This is a genomic window from Pseudomonas sp. GW822-FHT02G04 (assembly GCF_058802085.1).
This window is the reverse complement of sequence record NZ_JBXANU010000033.1, coordinates 1-15101: the sequence shown is the minus strand read 5'-3', so window position 1 is coordinate 15101 and position 15101 is coordinate 1. Positions and strand designations below refer to the sequence as shown.

Sequence of the window (15101 nt, the reverse complement as noted above, 5' to 3'; positions counted from 1 at the left end):
GGCTCCTGGGGCGGTTGAGGCGACTGTGCGTCGCGCCAGATTACCCTCATGAACGGTTGCGCAGAAGTTGCGTGGGCGAAAAACCTGCGATTGGCCTGCTGCCGGGCGGTCCACGGTTTTTTCACCGAATTGGATCTGTAATACGCGTGAATCAGCGCCTACCGTGGGGGGACCGATCCGCACCACGAGGCCCCGCCATGAACGCTCGTCTGGATTACTACAACGCATCGCCCAAAGCGATGAAGGCCATGATCGCCATGGAGGCCTTGACCAGTAGCCTGAGCATCGAACCGGCGTTGCTGAACCTGATCAAGATCCGCGCCTCGCAGCTCAATGGCTGCGCCTTCTGCACGGACATGCACTCGGTGGACGCGCGCCGCTTCGGCGAGACCGATCGGCGGCTGTATGCAATCGTGGTCTGGCGCGACAGTGGCTTCTTCAGCCCTCGGGAGCGGGCGGCCCTGGCCTGGACCGAAGCGGTGACCCTGCTCGCGCAAAGCCATGTACCCGATGACATTTACGCAGTGGCCCGGGAGCAGTTCAGCGAAGGCGAACTGGTCGACCTGACAATGGCTGTCAGTACCATCAATAGCTGGAATCGTCTGGCGGTGAGCTTTCGGCAAACGCCCAGTGATTGAGTCGCAGAACCTGTAGGAGCGAGGCTTGCCCGCGAAGAATGCACCGCGGTTTTTCAGGTATTACGCGTCATCGTTCTTCGCGGGCAAGTCGGATCGCCGCACCGCTCGCTCCTACAGGTTCTGCGTCGCTCAGCAGTGACTGATCACCTGCCATTGAGCAGTGGCGAAGTTCCGGTCGCCGGTGCTGGCCGCTGCGGTTTCACCGACGTGCCGAACGTGTTGCCCATGCGCGTGCCGGTGGCGGCCGGTGTGGCCAGGCCCAACTGATGGGGCGGCCGTTTGCTGATGGGTACGTTCATCGCCTGCTGATTTTTCTGCGCAGCGGCAGCGCCTTCAGGGGTGTTGCCCATCTGCTGGCTGAGGCAGTTGTAGTCCGGCGCTTTATAGCCACCGACCGTCACCTCGACGCAACCCGGTGGTTGTTCGGCATGAGCCAGCGACAGCCCGGCCATTAGCAGCGCGCCTGTTGCAAGGTTCGACAGATATTTCATCGGAGGCCTCCTGGCCGGCCACGAACGGGCCGCTCTGAAGCGTGAGTCTAGAGCAAAGCGCTTTAACGGCTCGTGATGGTTTTTTTGCACCGGCCGTCACATCAGATTCATATACAGCCCTCAGGATGACGGTTTTCAGGGGTACGTCAGCCGTGCAGCGAGGCAGAGCCAGGGACGGGCGCCAGGTAATGACTCACTTTGGCCAGGCTTGCCTGGCGTTGCTGTTTTGGTTGATGTCATCGGTCGTGTCGGCCGGTCCGGTGGATCCCTATGCACCGCTGGAACTGGACATTCCGGCGCAGGCACTGGCCAGCGCGCTCGAACGGTTCAGCCGCTCCACGGGCATGGCGGTTCTGGTGGATCGTCAGCTGACCCGTGGTCGTCGTTCTGTCGCGGTGAAAGGACGCTTGAATGCGACCGATGCGTTGAGTCTGATGCTCAGTGGCAGTGGGCTGATGGCCCGGTATGCCCGGGCGGATGCCTTCACCTTGCAGGTCGCCGATGTGCCCTTGAGGCCGGGCGCGGTTGTAAACAATACGCCGCTGGCGGGTGGCAGTTATGCAGCGGCGATTCAAACGGCGCTCGAACGGCGCTTGTGCCGCTTGCCGTTGACCCGGCCGGGCAGTTATCGGGCGCTGTTGCAACTGTGGATCGGGCGTGACGGTGTGGTGCAGCACAGCCGCCTGGTCAGTTCCACAGGTGATGGTCAGCGCGATTCGGCGCTGGTGGAAAGTTTACGCAACCTCAGAATAGAACGGCCGGCGCCCAGCTCTTTAGGTCAGCCGGTCACGCTGCTTTTGCTCCCGCAAACGTCAGGAAAGCGCATGGAATGCACACAATGGGAAGGAGTTTCCGGGGGATGAAAGACACCGGGCAAAGTTCGATGGTCAGGCTGTTCCTGACGTCCTACGACGATTTCAAGGTGCGCTTGCGCAGGCGCCTCGGTTCGGAGGATCTGGCCAACGACGTCCTGCACGAAACCTACCTGCGGGTCGACCGCATGGAAGCCCCGCCGAACATCGCGCAGCCCAACGCCTACCTCTATCGCATGGCCTTGAACATCGCGGCCGACCGGCGCCAGTCGGACGCCCGGTTGCTGACCGGCACTGAGGTGGAAGAGCTGTTGCAGGTGTCCGACGAGGCACTCGACCCGGCACGGGTGGTGGGCGGCCAGAAAGAGATTCAGTCGCTGCTCAAAGCGCTTTACGAGCTGCCGTCGCGACGGCGCAAGATCTTTATCGCCGCGCGTCTGGAAGAGGCGCCGCACCTGGAAATCTCCCGGCGTTTCGGCATTTCGACACGGATGGTCGAAAAGGAAATCAAGGCCGCTTTGGGCCATTGCGCCGCGCGCCTGGAAAGAAAAGTCATTCAGCGGTTCGGTCCCGGCGCGGGAAAACCGTCTTGAGAGAAGAGTCCAGATTAATCCGTGAGTACCCCCGCGCTTGAATATCTTCCGTATGTCATCTCCTGAGGCTACACCCCAGGACCGGCTGCAAAGCGAAGCCCAGGACTGGTTGATCCTTTTGACCTCGGGCCGGGCGACCGTCGCCGATGCCCGTGCCTTGCGCCAGTGGTGCGCGCAAAGCCCCGAACACGCCCGTGCATTCGAGCAAAGCAAACTGCTGTGGGAGCAGTTGCAACCCGCTGCCGAACGATTGCAGGCGCCGCGACATCTGGGCCGTCGGGCGTTTCTTGGCGGTGCCATCGCGGCGTCAGCGGCGTTTTTGCTGATTCGCGGCACCGTGCCGGGTGGTTTTTCCGGGCTGGGTGCAGACTACATCACGGAAGTCGGCGAGCAGCGCCGGGTCGACCTGGCCGACGGCGTGAGCCTGGAGCTCAATACCCAGACGCGTATCAACCGCCGTGACAGTGTCGACGGCGCACGGAACTTCGAGCTGGTCAGCGGCGAAGTCGAAGTCCTGGCCCGTGCTCAGACGCCACTGAAGGTTCAGGCCGGGGCTGGGTGGCTGAGCGCGAGCCAGGCCCGGTTCAACCTGCGCAATACCGATCAGAGCGTATGCGTTACCTGTCTGGACGGCGCGTTGCAGATCGATGTGCAGGGACGCAGCATTCGCCTGAAATCAGGCCAGCAACTGACCTATGACGCCGGGCAAGTCAGTGCGCCGCAAGCGGTCGACACCTCGGCCGTGATTGCCTGGCGGCAGCAGGTACTGGTGTTCAACGACGCTACACTGGCGACGGTGATCGACGAGATCAACCGTTACCGCCCCGGCATGTTGCTGCTGCTCAACAGCGAGTTGGGCAAGCGCAAGGTTCAGGCACGCTTCAGCCTGGATCAACTGGCGGGGGTGGCATTGTTGATTCGTGATGCGTATGGGGCCAAATGCACTGAATTGCCGGGTGGGGTGGTGGTGCTCAGTTAGGGCCGGCTTGAGGTTATGGGATATCCCGACTGGAGCCTTCGCGACTCACTCCAAAGGCCCCATCACCTGTCGATATTGCTCAACCCCCTGAGGCGTCTGCCGCGTCAGGCTGATCTCGATCCCCAGCGGATTTTCACGCCGGTTACCGCTCAATTTCCTCCAGCCCTTGTCTATCTCCCAAACGCGTAATGCGGTTGCGCTGACGTCAGTGAGCACAGCAACCCCGGCGGTGGGGGCGGGCAAGGGATACTGGCTGCGCGACGGCGCCTGAGCCCGGTAGAGCGTGTCGCCCTTGAGCCACCAGCGCACCCGCTGCAATTCGCCATTCTGGTCGGGTGCGACGCGGATCACGTCCAGACGAAAGCCTTTGCCGTCGGTGCTGCGCACGGTCAGCGCAGGCGGCGCGCTGGATGGTTCGTCATCCACCCCGGGCCTGGCCGGTTCGGCCAGTTCGATGCTGGCGCGCATCGCGACGTCGCGCTCCAGTTGGTTCAGCGCCCGCAGCAGGGCTTCGGTCTGTTCGGTGCTGGCCTGCAAATGCGTGTCGGCGCGGGTGACGCTGTCCAGACCGCGCCAGGCAATCAGGCTGACCACGGCCATCAACATGATCGCCACCATCACTTCGATCAGGGTAAAACCTTGTTGGGCTTTCATTGAATGCTCACCTGACCGGCAGCGTTGCGTTGCACGCTGATGCTGTTGAGCCCGTCCGACAACTTCAACTGCAAGGGCGGGTTGATCCATTCTGCGTTCAGCACGACTTTCTGCCTGGGCTCCACGCGCACTTCCATCCCCGGCGTCTGCCAGGGGCGGGGGCGCAGTTGCGGGTCGTGCTTGAAGTGATCGAAGCCTTGGTCGCGGTCATTGCGGCGACTGAAGCGAAAGCCCTTGGCATCGGCTAGCCAGGTGATTGGCCGCCCATCGGCCCGGGCTTCGGCCTGGGCCACCTGCAGCAGTTGCGCGACACGCTCGGCATCCTTGCGCAGCAAATGCAGCGGGTCCGGCTTGATGCTCAGGCTGATCGCCGCGCTGGCGATGCCGATGATCACCAGCACCACCATCAACTCGATCAGGGTAAAGCCCTGCTGTTTGAAGCCATTCATCGACTGCGCGCTCCTTTGCGTCGGTTTTTATCCTGCACGGCAAAGATGATGGGTGTGTGAAATAAAAACGTGAGAATTAAGCGGTAGGCTCAGGGCAGGGACTAAAAGGAGATTCAGCCCATGTCGTTCACCGATCGGTTTTCCCCGGCGCAGTGTGTTCAGGCCGTTGCTTTGCTGGCGACCCTGGCCGGTGTTGTCACCTGGTCATCGTTGCTGCTCACCTCTGCCGAATCCCGCACGCCGGATGCGGCGCCGCAATTGATTGCCGAGCGCACCAATAACCCGGCCCTGCAATGGTTTTCAAACCAACCGGCGCCGGTCGATATCAAGGTCGGTGGCGTGCTGGCGGGCAGCCGTGGCGCCGTGGCCATCCTTAGCCTCAACGACGGCCCGCCGCGCAGCTTTCTGGTGGGCGAACGCGTGAGCCCAGGGGTGAAAGTCGTGGCCATCGACGGAGACGCCGTGGTGATCGAGCGCGGCACCGAACGAACCCGATTGATGCTCGACAAACTGCCGGAGTCACCTTCGTTGCCCGTGTTGACCCAACCTTAACTGCCCAACACCCCCGTAGCAGCTGTCGAGCACCGCGAGGCAGCGTTCGGCGGCGTAGCCGTCGTGAAATCAAACGACGCGGTCTTGCAGATATACCGTGCACTCAGGTTTTACGACGGCTTCGCCGCCGAACGCAGCCTCGCAGGCTCGGCAGCTGCTACAGAGATCGGGTTTATTTGGTTGTTGGCCGACTGAGCAAGGTGTCGAGGCGAGCCAGTGGCGGCGCTTCGCGGCTGCGGTCGAACACTAGTAGATCGACCCTCAGCAGGCGGCCGTTCTGCGCGTTGTTGATGGTCTGTTCACAGCGCAGCAGCAACCGCCCCTGATCGCATTCGATCGCTTTCGCCCCCAGCGGCAAACGGCCCTCGAGGCGCAGCTCGGCCAGGCGACTCTGGGCCGCCAGCAACGCGATGGACTTGTCGCGCAGCAAGCCATTGCTTTGGGTCATCAATCCGGCCACCCGCACCGCCGCGGACATGGCGACGGCGATGATCGCCAGCGCCACCAGCACTTCAATCAAGGTAAAACCGGCTTCTCGGGGAGGGCGTCGCATCAGGCACTCGGGTGGCTGGAACAGCGTTTGACGGTAGCGTCCAGGCTTGACGGCTTGACGACCAAAGCTCCCGAGGATTTTCAACACCACTGACATATCTTCTTGCAACACTGCGCGTCGAATCGAATCAAGCCAGGGAATGTCGAGATGGATATCGCGCGCTTCAAGTTGCTTAATCACCCGGCCCGCCTGCCTCGGGGGCAGCAAGGTTTCACCCTGATCGAGATCATGGTCGTGGTGGTGATTCTCGGGATTCTGGCGGCGATGGTGGTGCCCAAGGTGCTGGACCGTCCGGACCAGGCACGGGCTACGGCCGCCAGACAGGACATTGGCGGCTTGATGCAAGCCTTGAAGCTGTATCGCCTGGACCACGGCACCTATCCGAACATGACCCAAGGTTTGAAAGTGCTGGTCGAACGCCCGGCGGACGCCAAGAACAGCAACTGGCGCTCGTATCTGGAGCGCCTGCCGAATGACCCGTGGGGCCGTCCCTACAACTATTTGAATCCGGGCGCCAATGGCGAAATCGATATCTTCTCCCTCGGCGCCGACGGCCAGCCGGACGGCGAGGGCGTGAATGCCGATATCGGCTCCTGGCAGTTGTAAGCGCGGTCATGAAAGCCTATTCGCCGGCAGTGGCGAAGCAACGCGGCATGGCGATCATCAGCGCCTTGCTGATCGCGGCGGTGGTGGCGGTGATTGCCGGGGGGATGCTTACCCGGCAAACGGTATTCACCCGAAGCCTGGAGGCCGAGCAGTTGCGGGTGCAGGGCGCCTGGGTGCTGCACGGCGGCATCGAGATCAGCCGGCATCTGCTGTGGGATGCGCGCCGGCGCGACCCATTGACGCGTCTCGATCAGCCGTGGGCGCAGCCCTTGGTGATGACGCGTTATGACGGCCGTGACTTACCCTTCGAAGGTCGGCTGGAAGACGAGCAGGGCAAGTTCAACCTGCGCAACCTGGTAGCCAATGAGCGAGTCGACGAGGAACAACAGGTGAGCTTCCAGCGTCTGTGCCAGTTGATCGGGGTCAACGGGGCCCTGAGCCAACGCATCAGCCAGCGGGTGATCGCCTCCTATCCACGTCTGTTGAACCCTGAGTTGGCGGACAAAGCACCGCCGAAGAGCGGCTTTGACAGCGGCCGCGATACCTCGCCGAATGCCGTGCGCAAGCCCCAATTGCCCACGCGTCCGATGCTGCGCAGCCTCGACGATCTGCGCAGTGTCGAAGGCATGAATGACACGCTGCTGGCGAAGATCACGCCTTACCTCACCGTCCTCCCGGCCAATACCTGGCTCAACGGCAACACCGCCAGCGCACCGGTGCTGGCCGCTTATGTGCCGGGGCTGTCGATCGAGCGTGCTCAAGCGCTGGTCGCCGAGCGTGACGGCGGCCAGTGGTTCATCAATCGCGGGGATTTCGTCAACCGTCTGCGCATGCCAAACCTTGAGCTGGCGACCATCAAGGTCGGAATTACCAGCGACTGGTTTCGCTTGCGTGGCAAGGCTCGTAGCGATCAGCGTCGGGTCAGCCTCGACGCCTTGTTGCACCGCAGCGAAGACCGTTTGCCCGAGGTGATCTGGTCACGGGTGGGCGTATGAATCAGCTGCGCATCGCCTTGCCGCCACTGGCCGGCCTGACCCTCGACAGCCCGCTGGAATTCGCCTGGCTGGACCGTCAAGGGCAGGTCACTCGGGAGGGGCAAAGTACCTTGCTGCAATTGGGCCAGAGCGGAAAAACCCCGGCGATCGCGTTTTTTCTGCACCCTCAAGACAGCCTGTTGGCGAGTATCGACTTGCCGATCTTGCCAGCCAGCAAAACCACAGCAGCGGTGCAGTGCGCGGCGCAGGCGCTGATCCTCGGGGCCTGTGAGCAGATGCACATCGCCCACAGCCCAAGGGACGAGCAGGGGCGCGTGCACATCGCGTGGTTGTCCCGCGAATGGCTGAGCCAGTTCGGGCAGCTGCTGCGGATGGCGCGACTGACCCTGCGCGGCTTGTACCCGGGCGCGTATGGTTTGCCGGTGGCGGACGGCCCGGTGGCTTGTGTCCGGGACGGGCATCTGTTGGTGCGTCACAGTCTTCAGCACGCGGTGGTCCACCCGACCGCGGATGAGGCGTTGAGTGATCTGCTGCTGGAGGCCGGCGCCAGCGTGCAATGGATCGGTGAAGCGCTGCCGGAGGCGACGATCTCTCGCTTGCCCGCAGAACAACGCTGGACCGGGGCCTTGCCCGGCTGGGGCTTGCACGGCGGCATTCAACAACGCAGTGCCGGTCAACCGGGTTGGGGGCGGGCGGCAGCCTTTTGCGCGATGGCCGTGGCGGTCTGGACGCTGGGACTGAATCTGTACGCGGCGCGTGAAGCGGCGCAGGGCCAACGACTCAAGACGCACATGAACCTGCGGGTGAAGCAGGCCTTCCCTGAACTGCCGGTAATTCTCAATCCACTGCAACAGGCGCGTCAGCAATTGGCCGCTCGCCAGAGCGGAGCCGCGACCGACCCGACCCAGCGTTTCGCCAGCCTGGTGCTGCAGGCCGGCAGCGGCATGCCCTTCATCACCGGCAGCGTGCAACAGCTGGTGTTTGAACAGGGCGAGCTGCAGCTGAGCTTGCTGAGCGATGCGCGTAAAACCGGCAGCGACAAGCAATGGCAAACCGCGCTGACTCAGGCCGGTGTTGCGATCAACGCCACCGAAGATGGCTGGACCTTGCGCCCGGCCGCCGAGGCTGCGGCCAGCGACGCAGACATCGCCAGCGGAGCCGACGATGAGTAAACATTCCCTGGGGATTTACCGTGCGCGCTGGCAGCACTTCAACGCCCGCACCCAAGTGCTCTGGCAAGGCCAGTCCCGGCGTGAGAAGCGCATGGTCGCAGGTACGGCGCTGGTGCTGGCAGGCCTGTTGAGCTGGCTGTTGCTGATTCAACCGCCGCTGAAAAAGATCGCTTACTGGCAGGCTGAAACGCCGAAGCTGCGCTCTCAGGCCGAAGCGCTGGAAGTCTTGCTGCGTGAGGTGGCGCGGCCTTCCACCGCGCAGAGTCTCGACCAATCCCTGCGCCAGAGCCTGGAGGCCAGCGGCCTGGCCGGGCATTACCAATTGCAGGCGCCAGACACCGCAACCCCACAAGCTTGGCGTCTGACGTTCGACGAGGCTCCGGCAGACGCCGTGGTCGGCTGGCTGCTGGGCAATCCCCGGCAATTTTCCCTTGAGGTGGTCGAGGTTCGTTTGCAGCGCGCAGGCGAACCTCTGCCCGATGACACGGCAGGCACTCTGTCCGGAACCGTTCGCATGGATCAGGCGCTGGGCGCTAAGGAAGCTTCATGAAGTGGTCAGGTTCTCTGTACGCGCGTCAATGCCGCATGGCCGCGCCGTTTTTACTGCTGGCACTGAGTGCGTGCAGCAACACCGCAACGACACAACAGCCGCCGTTGCTGGTGGACAGCGAATTGGGACGCCCGCTGGCCGACACCAACCGTACCGGCGATGCGTTGGCCGATCGGCAAAGAACCCAGGCGCAGTTGAAGCAGCCGCCGGGGGTGCAACACAAAATCAGCAGCCCCGGCCGCAGCAATGCGGTATCGGCCGACAGCACGCCATCGGGCAATCCATTGGGCAACCAACCGGTGACGCTGAACTTTGTCGACGTCGATATCCCGGCGGTGGTGCGTGCGCTGTCACGGTCCACCGGTCGCCAGTTTCTGGTTGATCCACGGGTCAAGGGCAACCTGACGCTGGTGTCTGAAGGTCAGGTGCCGGCGCATCAGGCTTACGACATGTTGCTGGCGACCCTGCGCATGCAGGGTTTCAGCGTGGTCGATGTCGGTGGCGTTTCCCAAGTGGTGCCGGAGGCCGACGCCAAATTGCTCGGCGGGCCGATTTACAGCGCCGACAAACCGGCCGGTAACGGCATGCTGACCCGTACCTTTCGCCTGCAATACGAAAACGCGGTGAACCTGATCCCGGTGCTGCGCCCGATCGTGTCGCCGAACAATCCGATCAATGCCTATCCCGGCAACAACACCATTGTCGTCACCGATTACGCCGAAAACCTGTCTCGGGTGGCACAGATCATTCAGGGCATCGACACCCCGAGCGCCATCGACACCGATGTGGTGCAGGTCCAGAACGGCATCGCGGCCGACATCGCCGGCATGGTTTCGGACTTGCTCGAGGCGCCGGGCAACGACCCGACGCAGAAGATTTCGGTGATCGGCGACCCGCGTTCCAACTCGATCATCATCCGCGCCGGCAGCCCGGAGCGCACCGAGCTGGCACGCAACCTGATCTACAAACTCGACAATGCCCAGAGCAACCCGAGCAACCTGCACGTGGTGTACTTGCGCAATGCCCAGGCCGGCAAACTGGCCCAGGCCCTGCGCGGCTTGCTCACCGGGGAAAGCGACAGCGGCAGCAGTGACGGCGCGCGTTCGGTGCTCAGCGCGATGGGCAGCCATACCAGCGGTGGCCAGAGCGGGCAGAGCACCAGTCAGAGCAGCAGCGGCACGCAAACGTCCACATCGAGCGGCGGCACCACGGGTGGCAGTAGTTATGGGCAGGGCGCCAGTGCTTCTGCCAGTCAGACAGGTCAGCAGAGTGAGCAGAATGTCGCCTTCAGTGCAGGCGGCGTGACCATTCAGGCCGACGGCACCACCAATACCTTGCTGATTTCCGCGCCGGAGCCGGTGTACCGCAACCTGCGCGAAGTCATCGACATGCTCGACCAGCGCCGCGCGCAAGTGGTGATCGAAAGCCTGATCGTCGAAGTCGGCGAGGACGATGCCAGCGAATTCGGCGTGCAATGGCAGACCGGCAATCTGGGCGGTAGCGGTGTCATTGGCGGGGCCAACCTCGGTGGTTCGGGGCTCAACCTGAATGGCAAGACCAGTATCGACGTGTTGCCGCCGGGTCTGAACCTGGGGCTGGTCAACGGCACGGTGGACGTTCCCGGCATCGGCAAGATCCTCGACCTCAAAGTGCTCGCCCGCGCCTTGAAGAGCAAGGGCGGCACCAACGTGCTGTCGACACCGAACCTGCTGACCCTGGACAACGAAGCGGCGAGTATTTTCGTCGGCCAGACCATTCCTTTCGTCAGCGGCAGCTACGTCACCGGCGGCGGAGGCACCAGCAACAACCCGTTCCAGACCGTGACCCGTGAAGAGGTTGGTTTGAAGCTCAATGTGCGGCCACAGATTTCCGAAGGCGGCACGGTCAAGCTCGACATCTATCAGGAAGTCAGCAGCATCGACGAGCGCGCGTCCAACAGCGTGACCGCCGCCGGGATCGTCACCAACAAACGCGCGATCGACACCAGCATCCTGCTCGATGACGGGCAGATCATGGTGCTCGGTGGCTTGCTGCAGGACGGCTACAGCCAAAGCAACGACGCGGTGCCGTGGCTGTCGACGATTCCCGGGATCGGCGCGCTGTTTCGCAATGAACGCCGGACGATCACCAAGACCAACCTGATGGTGTTCCTGCGCCCGTACATCATCCGCGACAGCGCGGCGGGGCGCAGCATCACCCTCAACCGCTACGACTTCATGCGTCGCGCCCAGGGCGGGTTGCAACCGGAACGCAGCTGGGCCATGCCGGACGTGCAGGCACCGCAGCTGCCGGCGGCGGCCCAAGGGGTGCCGGTTTCAACGTCACAACCGCGGGCGACCATTCGTGCGGTGCCGGTCCAATGAACAACCATGCCATGGATGGACTGCTTTTTGTGGCGAGGGAGCTTGCTCCCGCTGGGGGGCGAAGCACCCCCAAAAACTGCAACCACAATCCTTCTGGTACACCGCATGCACAGGTATTGCGGCTGCTGCGCAACCGAACGGGAGCAAGCTCCCTCGCCACAGGGTATGGGGTGAACTCATGAGCGCATTACCCTACACCTGGGCCAAGGCCCAGCGGATCCTGTTGCGCACCAATGAGGAGGGCGCGGTGTTGACGGTGTGCCCGTCGACACCCGGCTGGTCGATCAGTGAGGTGCGGCGTCAGTTCGGCCCGGCGCGGCTGGAGCGGGTGCGTGACGAAGAACTCGACGGCTTGCTCGCCAGTGCCTACGCCGATACCGGCAGTGCGGCGGCGGTGGTGGGCGCGGCGGAGAACGAGGTGGACCTGGATCGCTTGATGCAGGACATCCCGGAAATCACCGACCTGCTGGATACCCAGGACGGCGCGCCGGTGATCCGCATGATCAACGCCTTGCTCACGCAAGCGGCGCGGGACGAGGCCAGTGACATTCACATCGAGCCCTATGAAAGCCATTCGGTGGTGCGCTACCGGGTCGACGGTACGCTGCGGGATGTGGTGTCGCCACGCAAGGCATTGCACGGCGCCCTGGTGTCACGGATCAAGATCATGGCGCAACTCGACATCGCTGAAAAACGCCTGCCCCAGGACGGCCGCATCGCCTTGCGCGTGGCCGGGCGGCCGATCGACATTCGTGTGTCCACGGTGCCCACCGGCCATGGCGAACGGGTGGTGATGCGCCTGCTGGACAAACAGGCCGGACGCTTGCAACTGGAAACCCTGGGCATGGACCCGCAGGTGCTGGCCAAACTCGATAACCTGATTCGCCAACCCCACGGCATCGTGCTGGTCACCGGACCCACCGGCAGCGGTAAAACCACCAGCCTCTATGCCGCGCTGGCTCGGCTGGACGCCAGCACCAGCAACATCCTCACTGTCGAGGATCCGGTGGAATACGACTTGCCGGGCATCAGCCAGATTCAGGTCAACGCCAAGATCGATATGACCTTCGCCCTGGCGCTGCGGGCGATTTTGCGACAAGACCCGGACATCATCATGATCGGTGAGATCCGCGACCTCGAAACCGCGCAAATTGCCGTGCAGGCTTCGCTCACCGGGCACCTGGTGCTGGCGACGCTGCACACCAACGACGCGGTATCGGCGGTCAACCGGCTGATCGACATGGGCGTCGAACCGTTTCTGTTGGCGTCATCGATGCTCGGGGTGCTTGCACAGAGGTTGGTGCGACGGCTGTGTCAGCACTGCAAACAGCAAGACCCGGCCGCCCCCGGAACATGGCGACCGGTCGGTTGTGCCGCGTGTAACCACACCGGCTACAGCGGTCGCACCGGCATTCACGAATTGTTTTGCATCGACGATGACATCCGCACGCTGATCCATCAGGGCGCCGGCGAGCAGGCCTTGAGAGCCGCCGCCCGCGCGGCCGGGATGTTCAGCATGCGTGAAGATGGCGAGCGTTGGGTGCATAGCGGCGCCACCGCGCCGGAAGAAATCCTTCGCGTGACACGGGACGCCTGATGAACCGCTACCGTTTTGAAGCCGCCGACGCCAACGGCAAGATCGAGGCAGGCCATCTGGAAGCCGACAGCCAGAGCGCGGCGTTCGGCGTGTTGCGCAGTCGCGGCTTGACCGCGTTGTTGGTGCAGATCGAAAGCAATTCGCCTTCCGGCGCCAGTGGCGGGATGTTCAGCGCCAAGCTCTCGGACAACGACCTGGCCTGGGCCACTCGGCAACTGGCGAGCCTGCTGGGCGCCAGCCTGCCGCTGGAAGCCGCGTTGAGCGCGACGGTGGAGCAAGCCGAGCGCAAGCACATCGCCCAGACCTTGAGCGCGGTGCGCGCCGATGTGCGTGGCGGCATGCGCCTGGCTGAAGCATTGGCGGCGCGGCCACGGGACTTTCCGGAGATTTATCGGGCGTTGATTGCGGCGGGCGAGGAGTCCGGCGACCTGGCCCAGGTCATGGAGCGGCTGGCCGATTACATCGAAGAGCGCAACAACCTGCGGGGCAAGATTCTGACTGCGTTTATCTATCCCGGCGTGGTGGGACTGGTGTCGATCGCCATCGTGATTTTCTTGCTCAGCTACGTGGTGCCGCAGGTGGTCAGTGCGTTTTCCCAAGCGCGCCAGGACCTGCCGGGGCTGACCCTGGCGATGCTCAACGCCAGTGATTTCATTCGCGGCTGGGGCTGGTTGTGTTTCGGTGTGATGGCGGGCGGTTTCTGGGGCTGGCGCCTGTATTTGCGCAACCCGGCGGCGCGTTTGAGCTGGCACAGCCGGATCCTGCGCTTGCCGTTGATCGGGCGCTTCGTGCTGGGGCTGAACACTGCGCGTTTTGCCTCGACCCTGGCGATTCTCGGAGGCGCCGGGGTGCCGTTGTTGCGTGCGCTGGAGGCGGCGCGCCAGACCTTGTCCAACGACCGCCTGAGCCTGAGCGTCAGCGACGCCACGGCCAAGGTTCGCGAGGGGGTTAACCTGGCCGCTGCGCTGCGGGTCGAGAAAGTCTTCCCGCCAGTGCTGATCCACCTGATCGCCAGCGGCGAAAAAACCGGCTCCCTGCCACCGATGCTCGAACGCGCCGCGCAAACCCTGTCCCGGGACATCGAACGCCGGGCCATGGGCATGACTGCGTTGCTCGAGCCGTTGATGATCGTGGTCATGGGTGGGGTGGTGCTGGTGATCGTCATGGCGGTGCTGTTGCCGATCATCGAGATCAATCAGTTGGTGCAGTGAAGCAAGATCAAAAGATCGCAGCCTCGTTGCACTCGACAGCTCCTACAGGTGGACGCAACGAGGCTGCGATCTTTTGATTTTAAACGGTGATGTTTAACCGACACCTCCAGATACTCACCCAGACTACACATCCTTGCGCCGCTGCCTACGACTACGCCAGAATCCGCCGGCTAGTGCACCTGTGGCCGGAGCTATATCGTTTCCCTGTCGCTGAAAAAAACAGCGATCGGGTTTGGTAGCCTGGTTTAACTAGTCGCATAGCGCATCGTTTGCAGGCCTGTTCAGGTCTCTGCTTCATGGTGGCCATGCGCAGGGCTCCTTCGGGGGCGCCGGGTCCTAGTTGCCGGTCTACCAACCCGCGTATGGCCGCCACCCTTCGTTTGGTAGCGAGGTTGAAGGCTCCTTATATTTCAATTAGGAGTTTCACCATGTTCAAACCAACGCCAAACCCACCAGAAACGGACGACGTTTCCCCCTACGAATCCCTCGATTCGAAAAAACTCCACGCAGCCGCCGACCGCGCCCTCGATCACTACCTCAAACCACCCACCCCCAAGGACACCGCGCGCAAACCCAGCACCATTTACCACGTGGGTGCGCAGGTCGATAACGAAACCCTGCTGGTCAACGCCTGCGAATCCCTGGCATCGGCGAGCATGATGCTCAGTGAGTTCGCCGGGCTGATGGACATGCCCCATCGCAACATAATGCTGGGGATTCAATCGGTGGTCATGCTTGGGGAGTTGGCGGTGAATCGGGTGCTGGATAACCTCGATCCGCAGGGCTAACAAACGCACTGATCTTGATCGTTCCCACGCAGAGCGTCACTAGTGTCCGGTAAAACCTTTTCAGAGCTGAAGGCTGCCTTGGGCAGCCTTCAGCTCTG

17 protein-coding genes are annotated in these 15101 nt (G+C 62.9%); 13 read left to right on the top strand and 4 right to left on the bottom strand.

Features of this window, described 5'->3' with window-relative positions; all coding sequences use genetic code 11:
- Positions 1-197: 197 nt before the first annotated feature.
- Complete coding sequence (locus tag AC1RO5_RS27615; RefSeq protein ID WP_493178790.1) at positions 198-638, top strand: carboxymuconolactone decarboxylase family protein; 441 nt, start codon at positions 198-200, stop codon at positions 636-638.
- Positions 639-781: 143 nt separating this feature from the next.
- Here AC1RO5_RS27615 and AC1RO5_RS27610 read toward each other — a convergent pair whose 3' ends face one another.
- Entirely contained in the window at positions 782-1129 is a 348-nt protein-coding gene (locus tag AC1RO5_RS27610; RefSeq protein ID WP_493178788.1) for a hypothetical protein, read from the bottom strand.
- 188 nt (positions 1130-1317) lie between these two features.
- On the opposite strand from AC1RO5_RS27610, the gene AC1RO5_RS27605 reads away from it, so the two are divergent.
- From AC1RO5_RS27605 to AC1RO5_RS27595, 3 genes are read left to right on the top strand one after another with little or no spacing between them, the layout of a single operon-like run.
- Positions 1318-1992, top strand: a complete 675-nt coding sequence (locus tag AC1RO5_RS27605) for an STN domain-containing protein (protein WP_493178787.1) — start codon at positions 1318-1320, stop codon at positions 1990-1992.
- Positions 1989-2534, top strand: coding sequence for an RNA polymerase sigma factor (locus AC1RO5_RS27600; protein ID WP_493178786.1), 546 nt, complete (start codon positions 1989-1991; stop codon positions 2532-2534). Before AC1RO5_RS27605 ends, AC1RO5_RS27600 begins: the two co-directional genes overlap by 4 nt.
- A gap of 37 nt (positions 2535-2571) precedes the next feature.
- Positions 2572-3513 (top strand): FecR family protein, encoded by a 942-nt coding sequence (locus AC1RO5_RS27595; protein ID WP_493178784.1) that lies wholly within the window; start codon positions 2572-2574, stop codon positions 3511-3513.
- A gap of 45 nt (positions 3514-3558) precedes the next feature.
- On the opposite strand, the gene AC1RO5_RS27590 is transcribed toward AC1RO5_RS27595, so the two are convergent.
- Both AC1RO5_RS27590 and gspH read right to left on the bottom strand, forming a co-directional pair.
- Positions 3559-4167 (bottom strand): type II secretion system protein GspJ, encoded by a 609-nt coding sequence (locus AC1RO5_RS27590; protein ID WP_493178783.1) that lies wholly within the window; start codon positions 4165-4167, stop codon positions 3559-3561.
- Positions 4164-4616, bottom strand: a complete 453-nt coding sequence (gspH, locus tag AC1RO5_RS27585) for a type II secretion system minor pseudopilin GspH (RefSeq protein WP_493178781.1) — start codon at positions 4614-4616, stop codon at positions 4164-4166. The genes AC1RO5_RS27590 and gspH overlap by 4 nt, the downstream gene beginning before the upstream one ends.
- Before the next feature lie 120 nt (positions 4617-4736).
- Here gspH and AC1RO5_RS27580 point away from each other — a divergent pair, with 120 nt between their 5' ends.
- On the top strand, positions 4737-5168 hold the full coding sequence (locus tag AC1RO5_RS27580; RefSeq protein ID WP_493178780.1) for a type II secretion system protein N: 432 nt from the start codon (positions 4737-4739) through the stop codon (positions 5166-5168).
- 172 nt (positions 5169-5340) lie between these two features.
- Here the strand turns inward: AC1RO5_RS27580 and gspI are convergent, their stop codons facing one another.
- Positions 5341-5721, bottom strand: coding sequence for a type II secretion system minor pseudopilin GspI (gene gspI / locus AC1RO5_RS27575; RefSeq protein ID WP_493178778.1), 381 nt, complete (start codon positions 5719-5721; stop codon positions 5341-5343).
- A gap of 147 nt (positions 5722-5868) precedes the next feature.
- On the opposite strand from gspI, the gene gspG reads away from it, so the two are divergent.
- The 8 genes from gspG to AC1RO5_RS27535 all read left to right on the top strand — a co-directional run bounded on the left by gspG (position 5869) and on the right by AC1RO5_RS27535 (position 15003).
- On the top strand, positions 5869-6327 hold the full coding sequence (gene gspG / locus AC1RO5_RS27570; protein WP_493178777.1) for a type II secretion system major pseudopilin GspG: 459 nt from the start codon (positions 5869-5871) through the stop codon (positions 6325-6327).
- Positions 6328-6335: 8 nt separating this feature from the next.
- A complete protein-coding gene (gene gspK, locus AC1RO5_RS27565; protein ID WP_493178775.1) occupies positions 6336-7322 on the top strand; it encodes a type II secretion system minor pseudopilin GspK in 987 nt (328 codons plus the stop codon).
- The gene (gspL, locus tag AC1RO5_RS27560) at positions 7319-8494 is read left to right on the top strand and encodes a type II secretion system protein GspL (RefSeq protein WP_493178774.1); all 1176 of its coding nucleotides are present in this window, start codon (positions 7319-7321) and stop codon (positions 8492-8494) included. The genes gspK and gspL overlap by 4 nt, the downstream gene beginning before the upstream one ends.
- The gene (locus AC1RO5_RS27555; protein WP_493178772.1) at positions 8487-9044 is read left to right on the top strand and encodes a type II secretion system protein M; all 558 of its coding nucleotides are present in this window, start codon (positions 8487-8489) and stop codon (positions 9042-9044) included. The genes gspL and AC1RO5_RS27555 overlap by 8 nt, the downstream gene beginning before the upstream one ends.
- A complete protein-coding gene (gene gspD, locus AC1RO5_RS27550; RefSeq protein ID WP_493178771.1) occupies positions 9041-11407 on the top strand; it encodes a type II secretion system secretin GspD in 2367 nt (788 codons plus the stop codon). Before AC1RO5_RS27555 ends, gspD begins: the two co-directional genes overlap by 4 nt.
- 178 nt (positions 11408-11585) lie before the next feature.
- On the top strand, positions 11586-13004 hold the full coding sequence (gene gspE, locus AC1RO5_RS27545; protein ID WP_493178769.1) for a type II secretion system ATPase GspE: 1419 nt from the start codon (positions 11586-11588) through the stop codon (positions 13002-13004).
- On the top strand, positions 13004-14215 hold the full coding sequence (gene gspF, locus AC1RO5_RS27540) for a type II secretion system inner membrane protein GspF (protein ID WP_493178767.1): 1212 nt from the start codon (positions 13004-13006) through the stop codon (positions 14213-14215). Before gspE ends, gspF begins: the two co-directional genes overlap by 1 nt.
- A 428-nt stretch (positions 14216-14643) precedes the next feature.
- Positions 14644-15003, top strand: a complete 360-nt coding sequence (locus tag AC1RO5_RS27535) for a DUF6124 family protein (protein WP_493178765.1) — start codon at positions 14644-14646, stop codon at positions 15001-15003.
- Positions 15004-15101 lie beyond the last annotated feature (98 nt).

What these genes read in the sequence shown, in the direction of transcription:
- gspD (WP_493178771.1), top strand. Translation starts at nt 9,041, where the DNA reads ATGAAGTGGTCAGGTTCTCTGTACGCGCGTCAATGCCGCATGGCCGCG.
- gspE (WP_493178769.1), top strand. Translation starts at nt 11,586, where the DNA reads ATGAGCGCATTACCCTACACCTGGGCCAAGGCCCAGCGGATCCTGTTG.
- AC1RO5_RS27615 (WP_493178790.1), top strand. Translation starts at nt 198, where the DNA reads ATGAACGCTCGTCTGGATTACTACAACGCATCGCCCAAAGCGATGAAG.
- gspK (WP_493178775.1), top strand. Translation starts at nt 6,336, where the DNA reads ATGAAAGCCTATTCGCCGGCAGTGGCGAAGCAACGCGGCATGGCGATC.
- gspI (WP_493178778.1), bottom strand. Translation starts at nt 5,721, where the DNA reads ATGCGACGCCCTCCCCGAGAAGCCGGTTTTACCTTGATTGAAGTGCTG.
- AC1RO5_RS27605 (WP_493178787.1), top strand. Translation starts at nt 1,318, where the DNA reads ATGACTCACTTTGGCCAGGCTTGCCTGGCGTTGCTGTTTTGGTTGATG.
- AC1RO5_RS27610 (WP_493178788.1), bottom strand. Translation starts at nt 1,129, where the DNA reads ATGAAATATCTGTCGAACCTTGCAACAGGCGCGCTGCTAATGGCCGGG.
- gspG (WP_493178777.1), top strand. Translation starts at nt 5,869, where the DNA reads ATGGATATCGCGCGCTTCAAGTTGCTTAATCACCCGGCCCGCCTGCCT.
- AC1RO5_RS27555 (WP_493178772.1), top strand. Translation starts at nt 8,487, where the DNA reads ATGAGTAAACATTCCCTGGGGATTTACCGTGCGCGCTGGCAGCACTTC.
- AC1RO5_RS27535 (WP_493178765.1), top strand. Translation starts at nt 14,644, where the DNA reads ATGTTCAAACCAACGCCAAACCCACCAGAAACGGACGACGTTTCCCCC.
- AC1RO5_RS27590 (WP_493178783.1), bottom strand. Translation starts at nt 4,167, where the DNA reads ATGAAAGCCCAACAAGGTTTTACCCTGATCGAAGTGATGGTGGCGATC.
- gspL (WP_493178774.1), top strand. Translation starts at nt 7,319, where the DNA reads ATGAATCAGCTGCGCATCGCCTTGCCGCCACTGGCCGGCCTGACCCTC.
- gspF (WP_493178767.1), top strand. Translation starts at nt 13,004, where the DNA reads ATGAACCGCTACCGTTTTGAAGCCGCCGACGCCAACGGCAAGATCGAG.
- gspH (WP_493178781.1), bottom strand. Translation starts at nt 4,616, where the DNA reads ATGAATGGCTTCAAACAGCAGGGCTTTACCCTGATCGAGTTGATGGTG.
- AC1RO5_RS27600 (WP_493178786.1), top strand. Translation starts at nt 1,989, where the DNA reads ATGAAAGACACCGGGCAAAGTTCGATGGTCAGGCTGTTCCTGACGTCC.
- AC1RO5_RS27580 (WP_493178780.1), top strand. Translation starts at nt 4,737, where the DNA reads ATGTCGTTCACCGATCGGTTTTCCCCGGCGCAGTGTGTTCAGGCCGTT.